General features: G+C 50.7%; 22 protein-coding genes. 11 read left to right on the top strand and 11 right to left on the bottom strand.

What is annotated here, in order from left to right; translation table 11 throughout:
* Window positions 1-410: 410 nt before the first annotated feature.
* On the top strand, window positions 411-2,054 hold the full coding sequence (locus tag SPK40_RS13655; protein ID WP_330960797.1) for a methyl-accepting chemotaxis protein: 1,644 nt from the start codon (window positions 411-413) through the stop codon (window positions 2,052-2,054).
* A gap of 116 nt (window positions 2,055-2,170) precedes the next feature.
* Window positions 2,171-3,631, top strand: a complete 1,461-nt coding sequence (locus tag SPK40_RS13660) for an aminoacyl-histidine dipeptidase (protein ID WP_330960798.1) — start codon at window positions 2,171-2,173, stop codon at window positions 3,629-3,631.
* Window positions 3,632-3,695: 64 nt separating this feature from the next.
* Here SPK40_RS13660 and dinB read toward each other — a convergent pair whose 3' ends face one another.
* From dinB to bolA, 10 genes are all read right to left on the bottom strand, one after another.
* Window positions 3,696-4,778, bottom strand: a complete 1,083-nt coding sequence (dinB, locus tag SPK40_RS13665) for a DNA polymerase IV (protein ID WP_330960799.1) — start codon at window positions 4,776-4,778, stop codon at window positions 3,696-3,698.
* Between the two features lie 132 nt (window positions 4,779-4,910).
* On the bottom strand, window positions 4,911-5,132 hold the full coding sequence (gene nqrM, locus SPK40_RS13670; protein WP_248143521.1) for a (Na+)-NQR maturation NqrM: 222 nt from the start codon (window positions 5,130-5,132) through the stop codon (window positions 4,911-4,913).
* A 14-nt stretch (window positions 5,133-5,146) separates the two neighbouring features.
* Window positions 5,147-6,169, bottom strand: coding sequence for an FAD:protein FMN transferase (locus SPK40_RS13675; protein WP_330960800.1), 1,023 nt, complete (start codon window positions 6,167-6,169; stop codon window positions 5,147-5,149).
* Between the two features lie 152 nt (window positions 6,170-6,321).
* Window positions 6,322-7,548: an NADH:ubiquinone reductase (Na(+)-transporting) subunit F gene (gene nqrF / locus SPK40_RS13680; RefSeq protein WP_248143518.1), complete on the bottom strand. Its 1,227-nt coding sequence runs from the start codon at window positions 7,546-7,548 to the stop codon at window positions 6,322-6,324.
* A 22-nt stretch (window positions 7,549-7,570) separates the two neighbouring features.
* Window positions 7,571-8,167 (bottom strand): NADH:ubiquinone reductase (Na(+)-transporting) subunit E, encoded by a 597-nt coding sequence (gene nqrE, locus SPK40_RS13685; RefSeq protein ID WP_330960801.1) that lies wholly within the window; start codon window positions 8,165-8,167, stop codon window positions 7,571-7,573.
* A 7-nt stretch (window positions 8,168-8,174) separates the two neighbouring features.
* Complete coding sequence (locus SPK40_RS13690) at window positions 8,175-8,807, bottom strand: NADH:ubiquinone reductase (Na(+)-transporting) subunit D (protein ID WP_248143516.1); 633 nt, start codon at window positions 8,805-8,807, stop codon at window positions 8,175-8,177.
* Complete coding sequence (locus tag SPK40_RS13695; protein ID WP_330960802.1) at window positions 8,800-9,591, bottom strand: Na(+)-translocating NADH-quinone reductase subunit C; 792 nt, start codon at window positions 9,589-9,591, stop codon at window positions 8,800-8,802. Before SPK40_RS13695 ends, SPK40_RS13690 begins: the two co-directional genes overlap by 8 nt.
* On the bottom strand, window positions 9,581-10,825 hold the full coding sequence (locus SPK40_RS13700; RefSeq protein WP_248143514.1) for an NADH:ubiquinone reductase (Na(+)-transporting) subunit B: 1,245 nt from the start codon (window positions 10,823-10,825) through the stop codon (window positions 9,581-9,583). Before SPK40_RS13700 ends, SPK40_RS13695 begins: the two co-directional genes overlap by 11 nt.
* A gap of 3 nt (window positions 10,826-10,828) precedes the next feature.
* The gene (locus SPK40_RS13705; RefSeq protein ID WP_248143513.1) at window positions 10,829-12,169 is read right to left on the bottom strand and encodes a Na(+)-translocating NADH-quinone reductase subunit A; all 1,341 of its coding nucleotides are present in this window, start codon (window positions 12,167-12,169) and stop codon (window positions 10,829-10,831) included.
* Window positions 12,170-12,838: 669 nt separating this feature from the next.
* Window positions 12,839-13,150 (bottom strand): transcriptional regulator BolA, encoded by a 312-nt coding sequence (gene bolA, locus SPK40_RS13710; RefSeq protein WP_248143512.1) that lies wholly within the window; start codon window positions 13,148-13,150, stop codon window positions 12,839-12,841.
* A gap of 174 nt (window positions 13,151-13,324) precedes the next feature.
* Here bolA and SPK40_RS13715 point away from each other — a divergent pair, with 174 nt between their 5' ends.
* From SPK40_RS13715 to SPK40_RS13755, 9 genes are all read left to right on the top strand, one after another.
* Window positions 13,325-14,467, top strand: coding sequence for a methyltransferase (locus tag SPK40_RS13715; RefSeq protein ID WP_330960803.1), 1,143 nt, complete (start codon window positions 13,325-13,327; stop codon window positions 14,465-14,467).
* A 54-nt stretch (window positions 14,468-14,521) separates the two neighbouring features.
* Window positions 14,522-15,091 carry a YajG family lipoprotein gene (locus SPK40_RS13720; RefSeq protein WP_330960804.1) on the top strand — a complete coding sequence of 190 codons (570 nt, stop codon included), beginning with the start codon at window positions 14,522-14,524 and terminating at the stop codon, window positions 15,089-15,091.
* The gene (locus SPK40_RS13725; protein WP_330960805.1) at window positions 15,091-15,645 is read left to right on the top strand and encodes a peptidylprolyl isomerase; all 555 of its coding nucleotides are present in this window, start codon (window positions 15,091-15,093) and stop codon (window positions 15,643-15,645) included. The genes SPK40_RS13720 and SPK40_RS13725 overlap by 1 nt, the downstream gene beginning before the upstream one ends.
* Window positions 15,646-15,686: 41 nt before the next feature.
* Complete coding sequence (locus SPK40_RS13730) at window positions 15,687-16,049, top strand: hypothetical protein (RefSeq protein ID WP_248143507.1); 363 nt, start codon at window positions 15,687-15,689, stop codon at window positions 16,047-16,049.
* A gap of 170 nt (window positions 16,050-16,219) precedes the next feature.
* Window positions 16,220-17,584 carry an AmpG family muropeptide MFS transporter gene (locus SPK40_RS13735; protein ID WP_330960806.1) on the top strand — a complete coding sequence of 455 codons (1,365 nt, stop codon included), beginning with the start codon at window positions 16,220-16,222 and terminating at the stop codon, window positions 17,582-17,584.
* A gap of 398 nt (window positions 17,585-17,982) precedes the next feature.
* On the top strand, window positions 17,983-18,771 hold the full coding sequence (locus SPK40_RS13740) for a nucleoside-specific channel-forming Tsx family protein (RefSeq protein ID WP_330960807.1): 789 nt from the start codon (window positions 17,983-17,985) through the stop codon (window positions 18,769-18,771).
* Between the two features lie 306 nt (window positions 18,772-19,077).
* On the top strand, window positions 19,078-19,890 hold the full coding sequence (locus tag SPK40_RS13745) for a nucleoside-specific channel-forming Tsx family protein (RefSeq protein ID WP_248143504.1): 813 nt from the start codon (window positions 19,078-19,080) through the stop codon (window positions 19,888-19,890).
* A 117-nt stretch (window positions 19,891-20,007) separates the two neighbouring features.
* On the top strand, window positions 20,008-20,907 hold the full coding sequence (panE, locus tag SPK40_RS13750; RefSeq protein WP_330960808.1) for a 2-dehydropantoate 2-reductase: 900 nt from the start codon (window positions 20,008-20,010) through the stop codon (window positions 20,905-20,907).
* Window positions 20,900-21,532 carry a DJ-1 family glyoxalase III gene (locus tag SPK40_RS13755; RefSeq protein ID WP_330960809.1) on the top strand — a complete coding sequence of 211 codons (633 nt, stop codon included), beginning with the start codon at window positions 20,900-20,902 and terminating at the stop codon, window positions 21,530-21,532. The genes panE and SPK40_RS13755 overlap by 8 nt, the downstream gene beginning before the upstream one ends.
* 91 nt (window positions 21,533-21,623) lie before the next feature.
* Here the strand turns inward: SPK40_RS13755 and thiI are convergent, their stop codons facing one another.
* Entirely contained in the window at window positions 21,624-23,072 is a 1,449-nt protein-coding gene (gene thiI, locus SPK40_RS13760; protein ID WP_248143500.1) for a tRNA uracil 4-sulfurtransferase ThiI, read from the bottom strand.
* Between the last annotated feature and the right edge of the window lie 151 nt (window positions 23,073-23,223).

Raw genomic sequence — 23,223 nt, forward strand, 5'->3', positions numbered from 1 at the left:
AAATGCCTTTCTTGTTCCAAAATTTAGCTGTGGATTCATATACTTTCATGACAACGACTTCCTCAATTACTTATGCTGCTTTGAGGTTGCAAACAAAGCAGAGCTGATTGATCTCGGTTCCCTGGAGTCCGCGCACATACCTTTTCCCTGTGCTGACTATCGTTCTTGCAACTTGGTCACAGGATAACCAAAAGGTAATTTAATTACAATATTAATTTTAACTAGATCACACTTTTCCTGGATCAACACCACAAAACTCACCCTTGTGAAAGTATTTTTCTTACAACACAAGTGTTAGCAAACGCATAAAAATTAAGAAATGAGACTAAAGTTGCATATATAGTCGCCAAATAAGAATACAACATGACTCATGCTCATTTGCCATGAGTGCAAACAAGGAAGGCAGCGCTATGACAATACTTCACCACCTACGTTCTTTATCGATCAGCAGCCGACTCTACCTGCTTGGCTTTATCATCACGCTCCTCACACTCTTCCCGCTGATGACATTTGTATCTGGTTACCAGGATTCACTCTTGGATCAAAAGCGAGATAAGACGCGGAATCTGGTTGAAAGTGCCCACAGCCTGCTGAACTTCTACTATCAGCAGGAAAAAACCGGAAATCTGAACCGCGAAACAGCTCAGCAGCTTGCAAGGCAAGCAATTGCCAGCCTGAGATATGAGAAAAATGACTACTTCTGGATTAACGACAGCCATCCCCGCATGATCATGCACCCCTTCAAGCCAGAACTCGATGGTAAAGATCTGTCTCAGTTTCAGGATCCCATCGGGAACAAGCTTTTCGTCAACATGGCTGAAATTGTTCAGCGTCAGGGGGAAGGCTTTGTCGACTATCAATGGGAAAAACCCGGACATGCCCAACCTGTCGACAAAATTTCTTTCGTGAAAGGCTTCAGCCCCTGGGGGTGGATCATCGGTTCGGGAATCTATGTCGATGACGTGGCAGCTCAATTCTATGCCGAGCTGAAACGCCTTGGTCTGATTATTGGCGGCTCCTTGATCCTCATGCTCATTCTGGCCAGAGCCATCGGCCGGACCATCACCGCCCCCTGTGAATCAACGCTGAAAGCCATGCAGGACATCTCTCGGGGAGAAGGCGATCTGACCCGCCGCCTGCCCGTTCAGGGCAATGATGAATTAAGTAAAATTGCCACGGCTTACAACCAGTTTGCAGACAAGATCAGCGAAATGCTGAGAGCCGTCTCGCCCGTCAGTGAACACATCAGCGCGGCAGCCAGTCAGCTTAATGTCGTCGCCAATACCACAGCAGAAAGTGCAGGTCAGGCGCATCAGCGTGTTGATTCAGTCGCGTCAGCAATGACTGAGTTGCATTCAAGCAATCAGGAAGTCGCCCGCTCGGCGACGAACGCCGCAGAAGCCGCAACGGAAGCACAGACTCACAGCGATCAGGGACTGGACGTTGTCTCACGCTCCAGTGAGGAAATGCGTGCGCTGCTGGCACTGCTCGACGAAACCAATGAAAGTGCCAAGGCGCTGGCAGAAGATTCAGAAACCATTGGCGCCGTCCTTGATGTCATCCGCAATATTGCCGAGCAAACCAACCTGCTGGCCCTGAACGCCGCGATTGAAGCAGCTCGGGCCGGTGAGCAGGGTCGTGGCTTTGCGGTCGTCGCGGATGAAGTCCGCACCCTGGCGACCCGGACCCAAAGCAGTACCAATGAAATTGAAACCATTATCACCCGCCTGCAAAACCGCTCTGCCGATGTCAGCCGCGCCCTGGTTCAAACCCGGGAACAATCAGTCAGTACCGTTGAACATTCAGGGGAAGTCGCTCAGGCGCTGGCAGCCATCAGTCAGCAAATCAACACCATCCGGGATTTAAACCAGCATATCGCTGACGCCAGCCAGCAGCAGACAGATGCCGCAGAAGCCATCAACATGAGTCTGGCAGAACTGAGTGAGCACAGTCATCACCATGTTGCACAGGGAGAACAAATCGCCGCAGCGAGTGAGCAGTTACTCTCCAGTGGCCGCCATCTGAATGAGCAAATCTCTCAGTTCAAAATTTAGGAAAAATGGCAAGCACCCTTCAGCTGTTGTAATATATTCAGCTGCCTGATCTGGAAATAAACCGAAGGATAGCCCAGAACAGGCAGTATGAATGACAGTTTATTAGGGAGAGTTCCGTGTCTGAAATCAGCCAACTTTCGCCACAAATCGTGTGGCAATTCTTTGATCAAATCTGCGCCATCCCTCATCCATCCAAGCATGAAGAAGCGCTGGCCCAGCACATCATTCATTTTGCTAAAAGCGAAGGTCTGGAAGTTCGCCGTGATGCCACGGGTAATGTCTTCATCAAAAAACCAGCGACACCGGGTATGGAAGACCGTAAAGGTGTTGTTCTTCAGGCGCATATTGATATGGTGCCGCAGAAAAACGAAGACACTGATCATGATTTCACCGTCGATCCGATTCAGCCTTACATTGATGGCGAGTGGGTCACCGCGAAAGGGACCACCCTGGGGGCGGATAATGGGATCGGCATGGCAACCTGTCTGGCCGTACTGGCTTCGAAAGATATCGAGCACGGTCCGCTGGAAGTGCTGCTGACGATTGATGAAGAAGCAGGAATGACTGGTGCCTTTGGTCTGGAAGAAGGCTGGCTGGCAGGCGACATTCTGCTGAATACCGACTCAGAGCAGGAAGGCGAAATTTATATGGGTTGTGCCGGCGGTGTCGACGCCGAGCTGTCGCTGTCCATTGACCGTGAAGCCGTTCCTGCCGGTCACACTGCCGTGAAACTGGTCATCAAGGGTCTGAAAGGCGGCCACTCCGGCTGTGATATCCACACCGGCCGTGCCAATGCGAACAAACTGCTGGGTCGCTTCCTGTTCGGTCATGCAGATGAACTCGGTCTGCGAGTCAGCAACCTGACCGGCGGGACACTGCGTAACGCCATTCCGCGGGAAGCATTTGCAATTGCCACCCTGCCAGCAGAGCAAGCAGATGCTTTACATGCACGTTTCGCAACATTCCAGCAAATCCTGAATGAAGAGCTGGGTAAAGTGGAAACCAACATCCAGCTGTCGGTTGACCAGGCAGAAATGCCGTCTGACGTTCTGGCGATCAGCAGTCAGCAACGCCTGATGTCACTGATCAATGCCTGCCCGAACGGCGTGGTTCGCATGAGTGACGATATTCCGGGTGTGGTAGAAACTTCACTGAATCTGGGCGTTATCACCACAGATTCAGATCGCATTACCCTGCTGTGCCTGATCCGTTCCCTGATCGATTCCGGCCGCAGCTATGTTGAGCATACGCTGCTGGCACTGACTCAACTGGCAGGCGCGCAGTGTGAATTTTCCGGTGCTTACCCTGGCTGGAAACCGGATCCAAGTTCAGAAGTGATGCACCTGTTCCGCGAAACTTATAAAGATATCTACGGAAATATTCCGAATATCATGGTGATCCATGCAGGCCTGGAGTGCGGACTGTTCAAAGAACCTTATCCGGAGATGGATATGATTTCTTTCGGCCCGACCATTAAGTTCCCGCATTCACCAGACGAGAAAGTAAATATTGAGACCGTCGGCCTGTTCTGGGAGCAAATGGTTGCCATCCTGAAACAGATTCCGGTCAAACAATAATTCCGGTCACAATGAACCTCTGATTTTCAAGGGGAGCCACAGGCTCCCCTTTTTCTATCATGAGTTACCAGTTAAAGGAAAGCTGCTGGGCCTTGGTTCCCAGTTCCAGTCCCACACTCATCCCGATCAACCGGATTTCACGGCCTTTTTGTCTGGTCAGCGCTTCACTCAGCAAGACCGCAAACTGACGTTTCTCCAAAACAGGCTGGCTATGTTCGACTGTCGTTTGCTGGAAATCAGCAAACTTAATCTTAATGCCCTGCCGGGCGATCCGAAGATCAGGGCGGACTCTTTTCAGCCTTGATTCCAGCTCCGGATACAGCCGCTCAATGACTTGCCAGCACTCATCATATTCACGGATATTTTGCGAGAATGTTCGTTCAACGCCCACTGACTTCCGCTCTCGTGAAACGACCACTTCTCGTTCATCAATGCCGTGTGCCCGCGACCAGAGTGACTGACCAAATTTACCAAACTGCTGTAACAGTTTTGTCCTGTCGTATGCCTGCACATCTTTGCCCAGATACAGGCCATGTTCATGCAACTTTTGAATAGTCACTTTGCCAACCCCGGGTATTTTCTCCAGAGGCAGTTCCGCGACAAATGCCGGGATATCTGCCGGAGTCACCACAAACTGCCCGTCAGGTTTATTCATATCCGAAGCAATCTTGGCAATAAACTTGACCGGCGCAATACCCGCAGATGCCGTGAGGTGCAATTCCTCGCGGATCGCCTGACGAATATCCTGCGCAATCAGGGTTGCAGACCCCCGATGTAAGGGGCAAAGGGTGACATCAAGGTAAGCTTCATCCAGAGATAATGGCTCAATGAGGGATGTATAACGCTGGAAAATTTCGCGGATCTGCTGGGATACTTCTTTGTAAACAGACATTCTGCCCGGGATCAGGACTAAATCCGGACAAAGCTTCATGGCCTGTGCAGTTGGCATCGCAGAACGCACACCAAATTTCCTGGCAAGGTAGTTACAGGTACTGATCACACCCCGCTGCTCAGAGCGACCTCCGATCGCAATCGGCACCTGCTGAAGTGCCGGATTGTCACGCATTTCAACCGCTGCAAAAAAGCAGTCCATATCAACATGGATGATTTTCTTCTGTGCTGGTTGCCCGGAATCATTCTCTGACATAACAGACGTGCTTTATATCGAATAAACTGTTTTTATATACAGTATTATAAGCGCCGAACCGTCAGATAGCGAGCAGCAAAAAGCCCGTGAAAATCACGGGCTTTGAAATACTTTCCGGGAAAAGTGAATTTCTCAGATAATCTGATTCTTTTTCCATTCTGCTTGTTTGGCAGCGCGGGCTTCACGCTTCAGACGCTTATCACAGGGTTCCGGGCAGTCACATTCTTTCTCGATGCCAACGGCCCCTAACCCACCGCAGCTACCGGCAACGGTTTTGCGCTGGAAGATATAACCCACAGCCATCGCTACGATGACCAACAGAAACACACCAAAAGTTGCTACATATACCAACATACTATGCTCTCAGATTACTTTTTCTGCATGTAAGGGGCAAAAGCCTCAGAACTGTACTCTTTAAAGCCTTCGTCTGTGCTCACAATCAGCAGTACCGGCAGGTTTTCTTTGTTTGCCAGTGCAATTGCTTTTTCTTCACCCATCACAGAAAACGCGGTTGCCAGCGCATCCGCTGTCATACATGACAGATGCAAAACGGTCACAGACACAACACGGTTTGTGATTGGCTTCCCGGTCTTCGGGTTAATCAGATGCGAGTAGCGTACACCATTTTCTTCAAAATAGTTACGATAATCTCCGGATGTTGCTACAGCCATTTCGACTGGCTCAATCACTTCCTGGATAGCACGGCTGCCGTCCTGAGTCGGCTTCTCGATAGCAATGCGCCATGGCACACCTTCCAGATTATTGCCTTTCAGGCGGATTTCGCCGCCAATTTCAACCAGATAATCCTGAGCACCCATGGAGGCAATATAATCTGCCACCACATCAACACCGTATCCCTTGGCAATCGATGATAAATCAACGTACAGCCCTGGCAGATCTTTAATTAAAGTATTTCCGGCAACTTTCAGATGCTCAATGCCGACTTCCTTACGCCGTTCTTCCAAATCAGCATCCGTCGGGATCACCTCAGGCCGTGCTTCCGGACCAAAACTCCACAGGTTCACCAGTGGACCAACAGTCACATCCAGTGCGCCATCTGTCAGCTCAGACAAACGAATCGCTTCTTTGACGACTTTAGCCGTATCCGCTGAAACTTCAAACGGCTCGCTGCTGGTGTGCTGGTTAAATTGACTGAGCTCGGAGAGCTTACGATAGGTCGACATCTGGTCATTGACCAGTTCCAGGCGCCGATCGATCTCTTTCTGAAGTTCAGCTTCGCTTGGTAAGCCTTCCTGCTTAATCAACTTTATTGAATAGTATGTCCCCATCGTTGAGCCGTTCAGGTGAATCAGCTGACGTTGTTCGCTACAGCCACTGATAACCAGTGCCATCACCAGCAGCAGCATCGCTCGGGTGAAGAGTCTTTTCATGCAAGGGATCTCCAAAATTCAGAACATATCCACTCAGACACCGGTATCACGGTGTGAGTGCTTTGGGCTCTCAAAGGATAAATCAGGGATTGATTGACGAAAAATGGCTGACCCAGAGGATCAGCCATTCTTGAATGATGCTTCAGGCTGTCTTAGCCGCCGAAGTCATCCAGCAGGATGTTTTCATCTTCAACACCCAGGTCTTTCAGCATGCTGATAACAGCGGCATTCATCATCGGTGGACCACACATGTAGTATTCGCAGTCTTCCGGTGCTTCATGATCTTTCAGGTAGTTTTCATACAGCACGTTGTGGATGAAGCCAGTGTAACCGTCCCAGTTATCCTCAGGCATCGGATCAGACAGGGCACAGTACCACTTAAAGTTATCGTTCTCGTCTTGCAGCATGTCGAAATCTTCTACGTAGAACATTTCACGCTTAGAACGAGCACCATACCAGAAGGTCATCTTACGCTTAGAGTGCAGACGCTTCAGCTGGTCGAAGATGTGAGAACGCATAGGCGCCATACCCGCACCACCACCGATGAAGACCATTTCTGCATCTGTGTCTTTCGCGAAGAACTCACCAAACGGACCTGAAATCGTTACTTTATCACCGGCTTTCAGTGACCAGATGTAAGAAGACATGATACCTGGTGGTACATCCGGGTTACGAGGTGGCGGCGTAGCAATACGCACGTTCAGCATGATAATGCCTTCCTCTTCCGGATAGTTCGCCATTGAGTATGCACGGATTGTGTGATCATTCACTTTAGACTCGTAACGGAACAGGTTAAATTTATCCCAGTCCTCACGATACTCTTCAGGAATGTCGTAATCAGCATACTTCACATGGTGAGCAGGCGCTTCGATCTGGATGTAACCACCTGCACGGAAAGGTACAGATTCGCCATCCGGGATACCCAGCTTCAGTTCTTTGATGAAGGTTGCCTTGTTATCGTTAGAGATAACAGTACATTCCCACTTCTTCACACCAAAGATTTCTTCTGGCAGCTCGATGTCCATGTCGGCTTTCACGTTGACCTGACAGGACAGACGCTCACCTTCACGGGCTTCACCTTTAGTAATGTGATCCAGCTCAGTTGGCAGGATGTCACCGCCGCCTGATTTGATTTTAACACGGCACTGACCACATGAGCCACCACCGCCGCAAGCAGAAGATACGAAAATACCGTTGCTCGCCAGCGCACCCAGAAGCTTACCACCCGCTGGGGTCGTAATCGCTTTTTCCGGGTCGTTGTTGATTAGAATAGTAATGTCACCTGATGGTACCAGCTTAGATTTAGCGAACAGGATCACTAAAACCAGAGCCAGGATAATCAAGGTAAACATAACTACGCCAAGAATAATAACATTCATGAATTATTCCTTAATATCCTGATTACAGCTGTACACCGGAGAAGGACATGAAGCCCAACGCCATAAGACCGACCGTGATAAAGGTGATACCCAGACCACGCAGGCCCGCTGGTACGTCAGCATATTTCAGCTTCTCACGGATACCCGCCAGAGCAACGATTGCCAGCATCCAGCCCACACCAGAGCCAAAGCCATACACGATAGACTCAGGGAAGTTGTAGTCTCGCTGTACCATGAAAGATACGCCACCGAAGATTGCACAGTTCACGGTGATCAACGGCAGGAAGATACCCAGCGCGTTGTACAGCGGCGGGAAGAAACGGTCCAGAATCATTTCCAGAATCTGTACCAGTGCCGCAATCACACCGATGAAGGTGATGAAGTTCAGGAACGTCAGGTCCACGCCTTCAGCAATTGCACCGTCTTTCAACAGCAGGTTATAAACCAGGTTGTTCACCGGCACAGAGATGGTCAGTACAACGGTAACCGCGACACCCAAACCAAAAGAGGTTTTGACTTTCTTAGAAACCGCCAGGAATGTACACATCCCCAGGAAGAAAGACAGTGCCATGTTCTCGATGAAAATCGAGCGAACCAGTAAGCTAATATAATGTTCCATGTTTCCCTTACTCCTTCGCTTCAACTTGTTCCGGACGGAAAGTACGCAGTGTCCAGATCAGGAAGCCAATCAGGAAGAAGGCAGACGGAGCCAGCAGCATGATACCGTTTGGCTGATACCAGCCACCTTCAGAGATCAGCGGCAGCACCTGCATACCGAAAAGTTTGCCTGAGCCCAGCAGCTCACGGAAGAAACCAACCGTCAGCAGAACGAAACCGTAACCCAGACCGTTACCCACACCATCTAGCAGAGACGGCAGTGGTGCAGACTTCATGGCATATGCTTCTGCACGGCCCATCACGATACAGTTCGTGATGATCAGACCAACGAATACAGACAGCTGTTTAGAGATGTCGTAAACGTATGCTTTCAGGATCTGGTCAACCACGATAACCAGAGACGCGATAATCGCCATCTGCGCGATAATACGGACACTGCTCGGGATTTGGTTACGTACCAGAGAAACAAAGAAGTTGGAAAATGCTGTAACAAAAGTTACCGCAAGCGCCATTACAAACGCAGTTTCCAGTTTCGTGGTTACAGCCAAAGCTGAACACACGCCCAGTACCTGAAGGGCGATCGGGTTGTTGCTCAGGATCGGCCCAAACAGGACTTTTTTCATTTCTTTAGTATCAGCCATTGTTCAGGCCTCCGTTACGCACTTTCGTCAGGAACGGACCAAAGCCGTTTTCGCCCAACCAGAACTTGAAGGTATTCTGCACGCCGTTACTTGTCAGAGTTGCACCTGACAGGCCGTCGATACCGTGAGCATCACCTTCAGGTGCGCCACCTTTCACGACATGGATTGCAGGTTTAAAACTGTCATCAAACAGTTTTTTGCCTTCCCACTGAGCACGCCATTTCGGGTTTTCGACTTCACCACCCAGTCCAGGAGTTTCCCCCTGCTCGTAGTAAGTGATGCCAGACACTGTGTTTCCGTCGGTTTCAACCGCAACGAATGCGTACATCATCGACCACAGGCCCTTACCATTCACAGGCAGGATCAGCTTCTGGATCTGATTGTTGTCATCTTTAACCAGATAAATCTTGGCAACGTTTGCCAGACGAATCAGCTTCGCTGGGTCACTCGCTGGATCCAGCTTCACAGACAGAGCTGGATTTTTTGCTGCATCACGCGGGTCATAGTCTGCTGGTGATTTTCCATCAACAGAATCAACGAAGTTGCCAGTTTTCAGATCAACCAGTTTTGGTTCAATATACTGGTTGTACGTTTCACCAACTTTCACACCGTCTTGCAGCAGACCTGCAACAGACAGGATATTCCGTTGTACGTCCAGCTTAGCGTTATCTTGCTGCATCGGACGCAGCATAACTGCTGCTGTTGAAACCACAATCGAGCACACCAGACTCAGGGCAACAACAACGGTTAGCGTTTTCTTGATGCTATCGTTCTTACTTGACATGACGAGCCAGTCTCCGTTTGATGTTGCCTTGAATCACTGCATGGTCAAACAGCGGTGCAAACAGGTTAGCGAACAGAATCGCCAGCATCATGCCTTCCGGATACGCAGGGTTCACCACACGAATCAGAACAGCCATCACGCCGATCAGTGCACCATACCACCACTTACCTTTATTGGTGAAAGCAGCAGAAACCGGGTCAGTTGCCATGAACATCATACCGAACGCAAAACCACCCAGAACCAGGTGCCAGTGCCATGGCATGCTGAACATTGCATTTGTTTCAGAACCAATGATGTTGAACAGCGTTGCAGCCGCAACCATACCGATCAGCGTACCGGCGATGATGCGCCAGGACGCAATCCCCAGGTAAACAATGAAGGCACCACCGATCAGAATGAACAGCGTTGAAACTTCACCAATTGAACCAGGAATACGGCCAATGAAAGCATCCATCCAGCTAATCGCTTCGCCAGTCACAGTATTAACGACTGCAGCCTGACCACCGCTCGCCCACTGGCTCAGTGCTGTTGCACCAGAGAAACCATCGGCAGCAGTCCACACCAGATCACCAGAGATCTGAGCAGGATATGCGAAGAACAGGAAAGCACGACCAGCCAGTGCAGGGTTCAGGAAGTTACGGCCAGTACCACCGAAGACTTCTTTCGCCACAACAACACCAAAGGTAATACCCAGGGCTGCCTGCCATAATGGCAGTGTTGGCGGCACGATCAGCGCAAACAGAATCGAGGTGACAAAGAAACCTTCGTTCACTTCGTGCTTACGGATCATACAGAACAGCACTTCCCAGAAACCACCGACGATAAATACAGTCGCGTAGATTGGCAGGAAGTAAGTTGCACCCAGCAACATTTTGCTGCCCCAGCCTGCATCAGCACCTAAGGTGCCGCCCAGTGCTTCGGTCAGCCAGTAATGCCAGTCGCCCTGAATCACTTTCACCAGTTCTGCACCGGCATACAGGTGGTTCAGACCAGCAACAGCCTGATGGCCCACGTTGTACATACCCCAGAACATTGCCGGGAATACGGCCAACCAGACCATAATCATGATACGTTTCAGGTCGATACTGTCACGTACGTGAGAGCCGGTACGGGTCACCATACCTGGGGTATAAAGCACGGTTGCAACTGCTTCGTACAGTGCAAACCACTTCTCATGCTTACCACCTGGCTCAAAGTGGTGTTCGATCTGCTCGAGGAAATTCTTGAGGCTCATGAATTACCCTTCCTTCTCAATCTTGTCCAGGCATGCACGCAGCATTGGACCGTACTCATACTTACCTGGGCACACGAAGGTACACAGCGCCAGATCTTCTTCATCCAGTTCCAGCGCACCCAGCAGTTGGGCACTATCGCTATCACCGGCGCACAGATCACGCAACAGCAGTGTTGGTTCGATGTCCAGCGGCATGACACGCTCATAGCTACCGATTGGCACCATAGAACGCTCACTACCATTGGTAGTGGTTGTCATGTTGTACAGTTGGCCTGGGAAAAATTGGCTAAAGAAAGCACGTGTTACAGAGAATTTGTTCTTACCAGGTGCGATCCAGCCCATGAACTCTTTCTCACGGCCTTCGCGCAGCGCAGTCACCTGCAGGTGGTAGCGACCCAGATATGCGTGCGAACCAGTGGCATGAATACCATTCAGCACAGAACCAGACAGAACACGCAGTTCACCGGTCAGCAGTTCACCGTCAGTCAGCTGATCAACAGAAGCACCGATCACAGTACGGACCAGACGTGGCTCATTCACAGCAGGGCCCGCCAGAGAAACCACACGCTCAGCGTACAGCTCACCAGTCAGGAACAGTTGACCAAAGGCAATCACATCCTGGTAGTTCAGGTGCCAAGCAACATTGTTCATGTCGGCGCCGAACAGTTTGTGGATATGTGTACCCACCAGACCCGCAGGGTGCGGACCGTTGAATACATGCTCTTCGACATTGGCTTCGTTGCTGCGCGGCAGGCTGGCGCCAGACTTACACACATAAACTTTGCCACCTGTCAGACGAGACAGAAGAGTCAGACCAGCAACAAAGGCTTCGCCTTGTTCGTTGATGATCACTTCCGGATTGGCCGCCAATGGGTTGGAATCCATTGCATTGACAAAGATCGCCTGCGTTTCAGCATCGATTGCAGGAACCTTGCTGAACGGACGCGTACGCATTGCCGTCCACATACCAGACTCCACTAACTGCTCTACAATAGCAGCGCGGTCCAGCTGTGACAGCTGCGCTTTGTCGTAACGGTTAAAGGTGATCGTTTCTTCGCCTTCGACATCGATGACGACAGACTGGAGAACACGCTTAGCACCACGATTGACTTCCACAACCTTGCCGCTGGCCGGAGCAGTATACTTCACGCCTGGGTTCTTCTTATCTTCGAAGAGCACCTGACCTTTTTTTACTACATCCCCAACGCGGACATGCATCGTTGGACGCATGCCGACGTATTCTTCGCCAAGCAAGGCGACTCGAGTGATGGCTTTGCCATCATTTATCGCCTGGGCAGGAGTCCCAGCAATTGGGATATCCAGACCCTTCTTTATTGTAATCATACGCACTTGCACTACATTAACGGGAAAAAGAACTTGTTATTGCGCAATTTAGACACGACTTTCCTTGGTCCGAAGCCGGTATCAGAAACCACCAGCACCGCAACATCCTATTTACTCTTTCATCACACAACTGGATGACGAGTATTTTCGAGGGCCGGATTTTAGCATTAATCAACTGGTTTTTACTATGGCAAACCTCGCTAATCGAACTGAAATTCAGCGATAGCTGATGTGCTAATAATCACTGTGATAGATAAATTTGACCCAACGCACACTTGCGGTGAATCCTCCGGCACTTGCCACGATCAGAGTGTTTTTCTGCTATTTACAATCCGGTATCAATTTTTCAACACCACAGGACCGTCGGTTAAACTCACGCATTCGATGTCTATAAAGCAGCAAAATTCCATGCAATTTCGCATCGATTCTGCAACATATGTTTTCACTCTCTCACACAGGTAACCACCTTTGAGATATCCGGGTGTCAGTATAGACGCCCCAGCAGAAGTCAAAGAGGTTTACACACCCGGCAAGGATAAAAAATGAACGATACGCATCTTACGCCATCATTCAGTAATCACTCACTTACCGACTTCAAACTTCAGACTGTAAAAAACCGCAAAGCTGCGGTTTTTTATCTGTCAGTCCTGAACGCCGGTATAGCTTAACTTACCCGAACTTACTGCCACCCAAACAAGCGGGTGAATCGGGTGCAGCCTGCTGCGTCTGCCACTCATCCGGTGTATAAGTGTGAATCGCCAGCGCGTGGATATGATTCGCCAGCTCATCAGCCAGAATCGTATTTATCATTCTATGGCGACCGATCAGTCGCTGACCTTCAAATTCATGACAGACAACGACGACTTTAAAGTGACTTTCAGCCCCTGCCGGCACATTGTGCATGTAGCTTTCATTCACCACTTCCAGGTGAGCCGGAGATAAAGATTGCTGTAATTTTTGTTCGATACGTTCCTGGATCATACGTCCTCCTGATACGGCGCTGTCCGCTGCCTGAAAAACCATCCTGGTGAAAAATACAGCAGCGACTTGCGGAAACGACACAACAATCGGCCACAGTGTTCAGGTTAGTCTTTGCAGCTTCGCCAGCATCTGCGAAAATATTCAACCCGACAACATACCCTAAAGATAGCCTGAATGAAACCTGAGCTCACCCTGCACGGCCGCAGCCTGCAACTGCAACGTTATCCCGTCCGAAACCGAGAAACCCTGCAAGCCTGGGATGCGGCCGATGAATACCTGATTAATCAGGTTGAAGCGATGAAAGAAGCCAAGCAACTGTCCCTGAATTCAGAGCGTCCCATTGTGATCCTGAATGACAGCTTTGGTACGCTGGCCTGCTGGTTCGCTGAACAGGGACCGGTCGTTTCATCAGGCGACTCCTATATTGCGCGTAAAGCCGGTGAAGCGAATCTGGCAGAAAACAATCTGCCTGCGGTGACCTTTACGGATTGCCTCGCTGCTCTGCCCGAGAATTCACAGCTGGTCTTAATCAAACTGCCAAAGAACAACCGTCTGCTGATCTGGCAACTGACGCAACTGTGCGCCGCGTTACCTGACGACTGCACAGTGATTGCGGCAGCCAAAGCCAAGGAAATCCATACTTCGACACTGAAACTGTTCGAAAAACACCTGGGACCGACCACGACGTCACTGGCTGTGAAAAAGGCCCGGTTGATTTTCTGTCAGCCAGACAAATCACTTGCGGCACAATTGCCAGCAGTTCAGCGCTGGGAAGTCCCGGAGTACAACCTGACGCTGACCAATCATGCCAATGTCTTTTCCGGAGAAAGTCTGGATATCGGTGCCCGGCTGCTTCTGCAGCACATCCCTCAGGATCCGGCCCTGAAACATATCATTGATTTGGGCTGCGGAAACGGGGTGATCGGGCTGCATGCCGCGCGGCTCAATCCGGAAGCCAGCGTTACCTGTGTCGATGAAAGCTACATGGCCGCAGCATCCTGCCGTGAAAATGCTGACCTGAACCTGACGAACAACAAACAGTTGACCGCTAAAGTAGATAACTGTTTGGAAAGTATGGTAAATGATGAGGCTGATCTGGTGCTGTGTAATCCGCCGTTCCATCAGCAAAACACCATTACAGACCATATCGCCTGGCAGATGTTCTGCGATGCAAAACGCTGCCTGCGCCGTCATGGCCGGCTGATTGTGATTGGCAACCGCCATCTGGGCTATGACGGGAAACTCAAGCGCCTGTTTGCTAAAGTACATCAAATTGCTCAAAACAATAAATTTGTGGTTTATCAAGCAGAAAAATAAACCCGCCCTGAACATTCTGGCTGACTCACAGCCTGCTGAATAAGGAACACCTGGATGAAACCGCTTGTTTTTGCTGCCGCCCTGCTGACTTTGACGGCCTGTACAACGCCGACGGATACGCAACTTAACCTGCAGCCCACCCCCGCACTGGCCGCTCAGCCAAGTGTACAGGGCCTGCATCTGAACCTGGAAAGCCGTGACCTTCGCACAGCACAATTTGTTGCCGTGATCGATAACGGCGACAAAAATGTTCACCCGCTGCATGCCCGGGAAAACCTGCGTCAGACCCTGCAGACAGCGCTGTCCCGACAGCTGGAATCTCAGGGCATCCAAATCGATCACGACAGCCAGAGCACGCTGCGTCTGGATATTCTGGAAGCCATGGTCAACGTGAAGCAAAGCACGCTCAGCCACACGCTGAGCAGTAAACTGCAGCTCCAGCTGGTCCTGAACACACCCAACGGCAAATTCATCAAACGTTATGCAGGCAAGTCATCCCGGGAAGGTGCCATGGCCGCCTCGAAGGAATCGATGGAGCTGGCCATGAACGGCCTGATGGATGCTGTCCTGCGTGATATTCAGACCGATTCTGAACTGAACAACTACATGGAGGAAAACCTGTAATGCGCCGAATTTTAACTGCAGCCCTGCTGACCCTGTCTTTTTCTGCCGCAGCCGCTACACAAGTTGCCGTAGAAACCAGTCTGGGGGAATTTGTGGTTGAGCTGAATGAAGAAAAAGCCCCTGTGACAACCAAAAACTTTCTGCGGTATGTTGAAGACGGCAGCTATGTCGGCACCATTTTTCACCGGGTGATCCCGGGGTTCATGGCACAGGGCGGAGGCTTCGATGCCGAACTGAACCGCCGTCCGAGCTACGAGCCAATCAAGAACGAATCTGCAAACGGCCTGAGCAACCAGCGAGCGACCATCGCGATGGCCCGGACGCAGGTTGCCGATTCTGCAACCCGACAGTTCTATATCAACTACCAGAACAACACCTTTTTGGACGGTCAGCCAAACCGTCCGGGCTATGCTGTGTTTGGAAAAGTTGTGAAAGGGTTCTCAGTTATTGAAAAAATGGCCGCAGTTCCTACAACAACAGTCCGCTCAATAGGTATGAAAGATGTACCTCAGCAGCCTATAGTTATTAAAGCAATCAACGTTATCAACAAGTAGACTGACGTCCCTGGCCGTGAGTCTGCGGTCAGGTGATCCCCATGCTTAGACTTGTTTCCTCACAGCCGGATGTGCCGACAGAGCGAATTGCCCGTCACATTGCTGACCATGCCCCAGCGTTGGCGCTGTCGATGCTGGGAACCATCAACGGGGAAACCAGTTACGACTCCTTGCGGCAAACCTGTACGGAACAGCTCCATGAGTGGTGGCAGCTCTGTGTTCCCAGCGGCACGCCGGGCACGGCTTATGAATCCGTCTACTGGTACCTGCTCCACCTCATGGAATCGCTGGAAGAGCATCAGCTTCTGGGAAACTGCTTTATCCAGTTTCGGGTCACTGCGGGGGCCAAGTATCTGCTGGGCATTGGCGAAGCACCTGAAAAAATGCAGGGAATTCGTCCTTAAACACACATTTCTCTCCAGCGACGCCTCAGTTTTGACGTTCTGATGGTTTTTCTCCACTCGCCATACTGATACCTTTATATCTCTGACCTGTTAGAAGCTGCTGCCCGCACCGCGGCAACTTCCCGCAGAACGTCACGCGTTTTATTTTATGCTGAAGAGGGTCCATTCCGATGGAGCAAGCTGTTGACGACCGCCCGGGCACCGGCTGGCGTGTATATCTAGAAAAAAAAGTCCTGATCATGCTGGCGCTGGGGTTCTCATCCGGTCTGCCGATTTTGCTGGTATTCGGAACCCTGTCATTCTGGTTACGGGAAGCGGAAGTCAGCCGGACCGATATTGGCTACTTCAGTTGGGTGGCACTGGCCTACGGTTTGAAATGGGCCTGGTCCCCACTCATTGACCGCTTTCCCGTCCCGCTTTTTTCAAAACTTTTAGGACGTCGACGTGGCTGGATGGTGTTCTCACAAATGCTGATCATCGCTTCGCTGTGCGGTATGGCGATCAGTAATCCCCAGGCAGACCTCTCTCAGTTAGCCGTTTTCGCGATCATTGTCGCCATTGCGTCTGCATCACAGGACATCGTGATCGATGCTTACCGGATTGAACTGGCCACCGAGCGCTTACAGGCCGCCCTGGCTGCCGCGTATATGACAGGCTATCGTCTGGCAATGATTATGGCCGGTGCGGGTGTACTGGCTATTGCTGCGCTATTCGGTTCAGACACCAGTTATGATCCTATCGGCTGGAAAACTGCTTATTTCATCATGGCGGGTTTAATGTCAGTCGGCTTAATTACCGCTTTGTGTATCCATGAACCTCAGCTGGATGGCAAAGCCATCGACAACCTTGAAACGGATATCCGCCTGCGTCTGCAGGATGCCAATGTCCCCTACCCGCTGGCCAGAGCCATGGCCTGGATTTACACCTCAGCGGTCATGCCTTTCCTGGATTTCTTCAGCCGCTATGGCAAAGCCGGCATGCTGTTACTGGCATTGATCGGCTGTTACCGGATTTCAGACGTTGTCATGGGAATTATGGCGAATGCCTTCTATGTCGATATGGGATTCGCAAAAAGCGAAGTTGCCACAGTTTCCAAAATCTACGGTGTGATCATGACACTGGCCGGTGCGGGCCTTGGTGGTCTGTTAATTACCCGTTACAGCACCTTACGGATTCTGGCACTGGGCGCCGTGTTGTCAGCATTCACAAACCTGCTCTTCATGGCATTCACCTACATCGGAAACAGCCTGCCGATGCTGACGCTGGTCATTTCCATCGACAACCTGAGCGCCGGCATTGCGACAGCGGCCTTCATTGCCTTTATGTCGGGTCTGACCAATGTGGCGTTCTCCGCCACCCAGTATGCGCTGTTCAGCTCCATCATGTTGCTGTTCCCGAAATTCCTGGCCGGTTTCTCTGGCCTGTATGTGGATCACTTCGGCTATAACATCTTCTTCCTGAGTACCGCTTTGATTGGCCTGCCAGTCCTGATCCTGATCAAAGCCGTAGAAAAATACGCCCCGCATCAGGATTAATTTCTCAGTCCTGTGAACTATTTCTGGCCTGAATGTTCCAACAATTCAGGCCAGATACACCCTCACTTCCATCCCGTTTTTTCTGATTTTGTTGACGCCATGCCAGCACTTTTTGACTTTATTTGATTTCAGATAACTTTCCCCCCATCCAGAGATGAACACTTAATGACCAAACACTCATTAGGTTCGAAATATTTGCATCAAATCACGGCCAAATAGCGATCAAAATCACCTTTGTATTTTTTTGTAATCCATTACACAAGATCCAGCTCACGATCAAAAAATTAGAAGTGAAACGTTACATTCACATTCGTGACATCAAACAATACACTTCCCGCCATTGCAAACGGACTGGTTAAAAAAGTCCGGTGTCTTAATACAATTAGCGAGAGTTGACGATGCGTAAATCCCTTGTTGCACTGAGTGTACTGGCTGCTTCCCTGTCTGCTGCGACCCAAGCTGCTGATTACACCGACGGTAATATCCATAAAAACGACTACAAATGGTCTCAATTCAACCTGATGTACGCGTTTGACGAACTGCCAGGCGAATCAAGCCACGATTACCTGGAAATGGAATTCGGCGGCCGCTCTGGTATCTTCGACCTGTACGGTTACGTGGATATCTTCAATCTGACCAGCGATCCAGAAAGTGACAAAGCCGGCAGACCAAAAATGTTCATGAAGTTTGCACCACGCGTATCTCTGGATGCACTGACCCAAACCGACCTGTCTTTTGGTCCGGTTCAAGAGCTTTATGTTGCAACTCTGTTCAACTGGGACGGCAGCGCTGATGGCGTAAACAACTCTTTTGTTGGTCTGGGTTCTGATGTCATGGTTCCTTGGCTGGGCAAAGTAGGCCTGAACGTTTATGGCCTGTATGACATGAACAACAAAGACTGGAACGGTTACCAGATTTCTACCAACTGGTTTAAGCCTTTCTACACTTTCGACAACGGCAGCTTCGTGTCTTACCAAGGTTACATTGATTACCAGTTCGGTCTGAAAGAAGAGTACTCTTCTGCAAGCAGTGGCGGCGCAATGTTCAACGGTATCTACTGGCACTCTGACCGCTATGCAGTGGGTTACGGCCTGAAAGCATACCAGGATGTTTACGGTATCAAAGACTCTGATTCATTCAAGTCAACTGGTGTCAGCCACTACGTGAGCGTGACTTACAAGTTCTAAGGTCGCGTCACAGGACACGATTTCTTTTCAGCAAAGGCGCCTCCAGGCGCCTTTGTTTTTTCTTTCCCACTCCTGAGACAATTTTTCTCTGCTTCTCGGCCCTGCTTTGTACTTCATTTTCTTCAGAAATTTCCACAGCCTGCGTCACATGGGCGTCTGACGGATATTTTCCGGTCCTGCCGATAAGGCATCCCACCCGCAATACACTAATCTTTTAAGTTAGACATTGTCTTTCTGTTTAGAAACAAGCCTCTGTCGACAAGCAACAAGCAATGGCATCGATAAACGATAAGTGAGAACGCCAACATGAAACAGACACCGTTAGCTTTGGCTCTTGGAGCTGCACTTGTTGTCCCCGGAATCAGCCTCGCCGCAGATTACACCGATGGCGATATCCATAAAAACGACTACAAATGGTTCCAGTTCAACCTGATGTACGCTCTGGAAGAATACCCCCGCGCACCTGATGACCCATCCGGTCACGATTACCTGGAAATGGAATTTGGCGGCCGCTCCGGCATTTTTGACCTCTACGGCTATGTCGATTTCTTTGACCTGACCGAAAGCGGTGCCAGTGATAAAAAAGACCGGCCGAAAATGTTCATGAAATTTGCTCCCCGGGTTTCACTGGATGCCCTCACAAACACGGACCTGTCTTTCGGCCCGGTGCAGGAACTTTATTTCGCGACCCTGTTCAACTGGGGCGGTGGTGCCCAGGATGTCAACAACTCCTTCTGGGGCATCGGTTCCGACATCATGGTGCCCTGGTTCGGCAAAGTCGGCCTGAACCTGTATGGCCTGTATGACGTAAATGCGAAAGCCTGGAATGGTTATCAGGTTTCCACCAACTGGTTCAAGCCCTTTTACACCTTTGAAAATGGTTCATTTATCTCTTATCAGGGCTACATTGATTACCAGTTTGGTGCCGACACTGAATTTCAGGGTAATCCGCAGGCAACGCATGGCGGGAACTGGTTCAACGGCCTTTACTGGCACTCAGACCGTTTCTCTGTCGGTTACGGCCTGAAGCTCTTCTATGATGTCTATCTGATTAAAGATTCAGACACATTTGAATCCACCGGCCCGTCTCATTATTTCTCGGTCACTTATAAATTCTGATTGGCCGTCCCCGCAATCGTCCGGATCAGCACCTGCTCATCCGGACTTTCTCTTTCCCCTTTGATTTATCAACCGTTACAATAACGAACAATGATTCCTTTCCGGACAGGACTTAAGGTGAAGATTTCTCTGGTTGGAGCAGGTGCAATTGGCAACCTCTGGGCTGGCGCACTGGCAAAACAAGGCCATCAATTACATCTTTGGCGGCGTCAGCCCGGCAATACTTACACACTGAACTGGCAGGATGTCCATTCCTCCCGGGAAGATACTTTCTGTTTTGACAGCAATCAGCCTGAACAACTGGCAAACAGTGATGTTATTTTCATCACGGTCAAAGCCTTTCAGGTCGCAGATGCTGTCACCACCCTTTTACCCTGGCTCAGTGCAGACACACCAGTCATCATCATGCATAACGGGATGGGAACAGAAGACGAAGTGCTGTCACTGCTGCCGGATAATCCGGTGTTATACGCCACCACCGCTCAGGCAGCCTTCCGTCCGGACCCGCATTCTGTCCGCCATACCGGTAACGGCCCGACTTATCTCGGCGGCGTCAACCCGGCTGGCCTGGCCTGCTCAGGTCTTGCAGAACTCCTGCACACTGCACTTCCGCCCTGTCACTGGCAGACTGATATTCACGAACCGCAATGGCAGAAGCTCGCCATCAACTGTGCAATCAACCCGCTGACAGCGATTCACCAGTGCCGGAACGGTGAATTATCCGAAACACGGTATGCCGATGAACTGACCGCTGTCTGCCATGAAGTTTCTGCTGTGATGACTGCTGCGGGTTATCCGATTGATACTGTGACACTCAGGCAACAGGTGATGGCGGTCATTGAAGCAACCGCAGCCAACTATTCTTCTATGCAGCAGGATGTCGCTCACCAGCGACCGACAGAAATTGATGCCATTACCGGCTTTCTGATCCGGCAAGCGAACCATTTTCAAATTGCCACACCAGCCAACACCCGACTGTGGCAACACATTAAAGACTTGGAGCAACACTATGACTAACGCCTATCAACCCGCTGACCAAGCCCTGAAAGTCGCGCTGTGTATCGCCCCCGGCAGCGAAGAAATGGAAGTCATCAACACAGCCGATATTCTGATTCGTGCCGGAATGCAACTCACCATTGCAAGCGCCGCTGAAGACGGTTCGCTGGCGGTGAAAGGCTCGCGGGGGATTACCCTGACGGCAGACTGTCCGCTGGTCGATATTGCTGATGAGCCCTTTGACTGTGTCGTGCTGCCCGGCGGTCTGCCCGGTGCAGAATATCTCCGCGACAGCACGCTAGTGGTAGAATTTGTGAAGCAGCATAAATACGACGGTAAACTGGTCGCAGCTATCTGTGCAGCGCCGGTGATTATCCTGGAACATCATGGGCTGTATCCGGAAGCGCTGATGACCGCACATCCGGCTTTTGTCGAACGTATTCCGGAAGACCGCCGCCGAGCCGGACGCCGAGTCATGTTTGATGTGAACAACAATCTGCTGACCAGCCAGGCTCCCGGCACATCACAGGAATTCGCACTGGAAATCATCACATTGCTGATGAGCAAATCCAAAACGGCCGAAGTTGCCGAACCTATGGTGATGTGGCCAAGCATGTGCTTCGACGTCATCGGGGGCAAAGCCTGATCCCGGACACACTGACAAGACCGTTTACACACAAAAAAAAAGCGAGATCCGGAGATCTCGCTTTCTTCAGTGATATGTCTGTCCTGACCCGTTACGGGCGGTAGACTTTCACGTTCTCGAAACCATTTTCTTTCAGGTACAGCGCCTGTAAACGGCTCATCACACCGCGGGCACAGTACAGCAGGTACGTTTTGTCCTGCGGCAGATCACCGAACTGAGTTGCCAGTTTGTAGAATGGCAGGTGTTTCACTTCCACTCCTTCAATCTCCAGCGGATTTTCATCCTCTTCGTCCGGGCTGCGAATATCCAGTACCGTACTGTTGCCATCAATCTGATCCACCAGCTCAATTTCCGGCGCCTGAGCCTGGCTCTCTTTCTCAATGTCACGGATGTCCATCACCCGGGCTTCGCTCACCACGCGATCCAGCACTGCAAAGTCAAACTTGGCTTCTTCAGCTTCCAGCTTCTCCTTCACGGCTTTCACCGTCGGGCTCTTGGAAATAACACCACAGAATTCCGGCATGGTCTTGGCGAAATCTTCAGTGCCGATATCACGCGCCACATTGATGATGTCTTCTTTGTCCCAGTTGATCAGCGGACGCAGGATCAGCGTATCGGTCACATTATCGATATGACGCAGGTTCGTCAGCGTCTGACTGGACACCTGCCCTAGGGCCTCACCAGTCACCAGCGCCTGAATCCCGAAACGTTCCGCAACCTGAGCAGCGGCACGCATGAACATCCGTTTGAGCACGACGCCCATCTGGCCGTCATCCACGTTTTCCAGAATTTCAGCCACGACCGGTTCAAAATCAATCGCAATGAATTTCACCTTGGCCGAAGAACCGAATTTCTTCCACAGGTAATGAGATACCTGCTTCACGCCGATTTCGTGCGCCGGGCCACCCAGGTTGAAGAAGCAGTAATGCACCTTACTGCCGCGCTTAATATGCAGGTAGCTGGACACACCCGAGTCAAAGCCACCGGAAATCAGGCTCAGCACGTCTTCCTGAGTCCCCAGCGGGAAGCCACCCAAGCCTTTGTGGCGGGCCAGGATCTGGTTCAGCTTTTCGCCTTCCACTTCGATCTGTACCGTCACCTGAGGATTTTTCAGCTGCACCTTGGCGCTTTCAATGGCCTGATTCAGACCACCGCCGACATAACGTTCCAGTTCAATCGAGGTGAAATCATGCTTCCCGGTCCGTTTAGCGCGAACGCAAAACGTTTTACCGTCCAGTTGATCAGCCACATGAGCCAGTGTCTGTTCATAGATATCGTGCATGTCCGTGAAGCTGGTCTGCTTCACTTCCAGGACATGATGAATGCCCGGCGTCTGCGTCAGCACGGTCAGAACCTGCTCGCGAAGGCTGTCGTCCTTCACGGTAACTTCGATATAACTGCGACGGTTATAGACCGCCACTTGATCGGACAGGCGCTGAAGAATAATGCGGATATTGCACTCCAGGATTTTGGTAAAGCGCTTCCGCACTGATTCACTCTTTACAAAAATCTCAGGATGGGGCTTTACAATAAATTTCATAACATGCTTCGCTTCACAGGGCCTAACTAAAGGCGCGGATTATACAGCAAGCAAGCGGTCGCTGAAATACAAAGGATTATCAGAATCATAGTGAGGGCAGACATTTCAGGCCAGACAGAGTGCTCAGACAACCGCTGCGCTCAGCCATGGA

Origin of the sequence: Photobacterium sp. 53610, assembly GCF_036409375.1 — a bacterium.
Lineage (GTDB): Bacteria > Pseudomonadota > Gammaproteobacteria > Enterobacterales > Vibrionaceae > Photobacterium.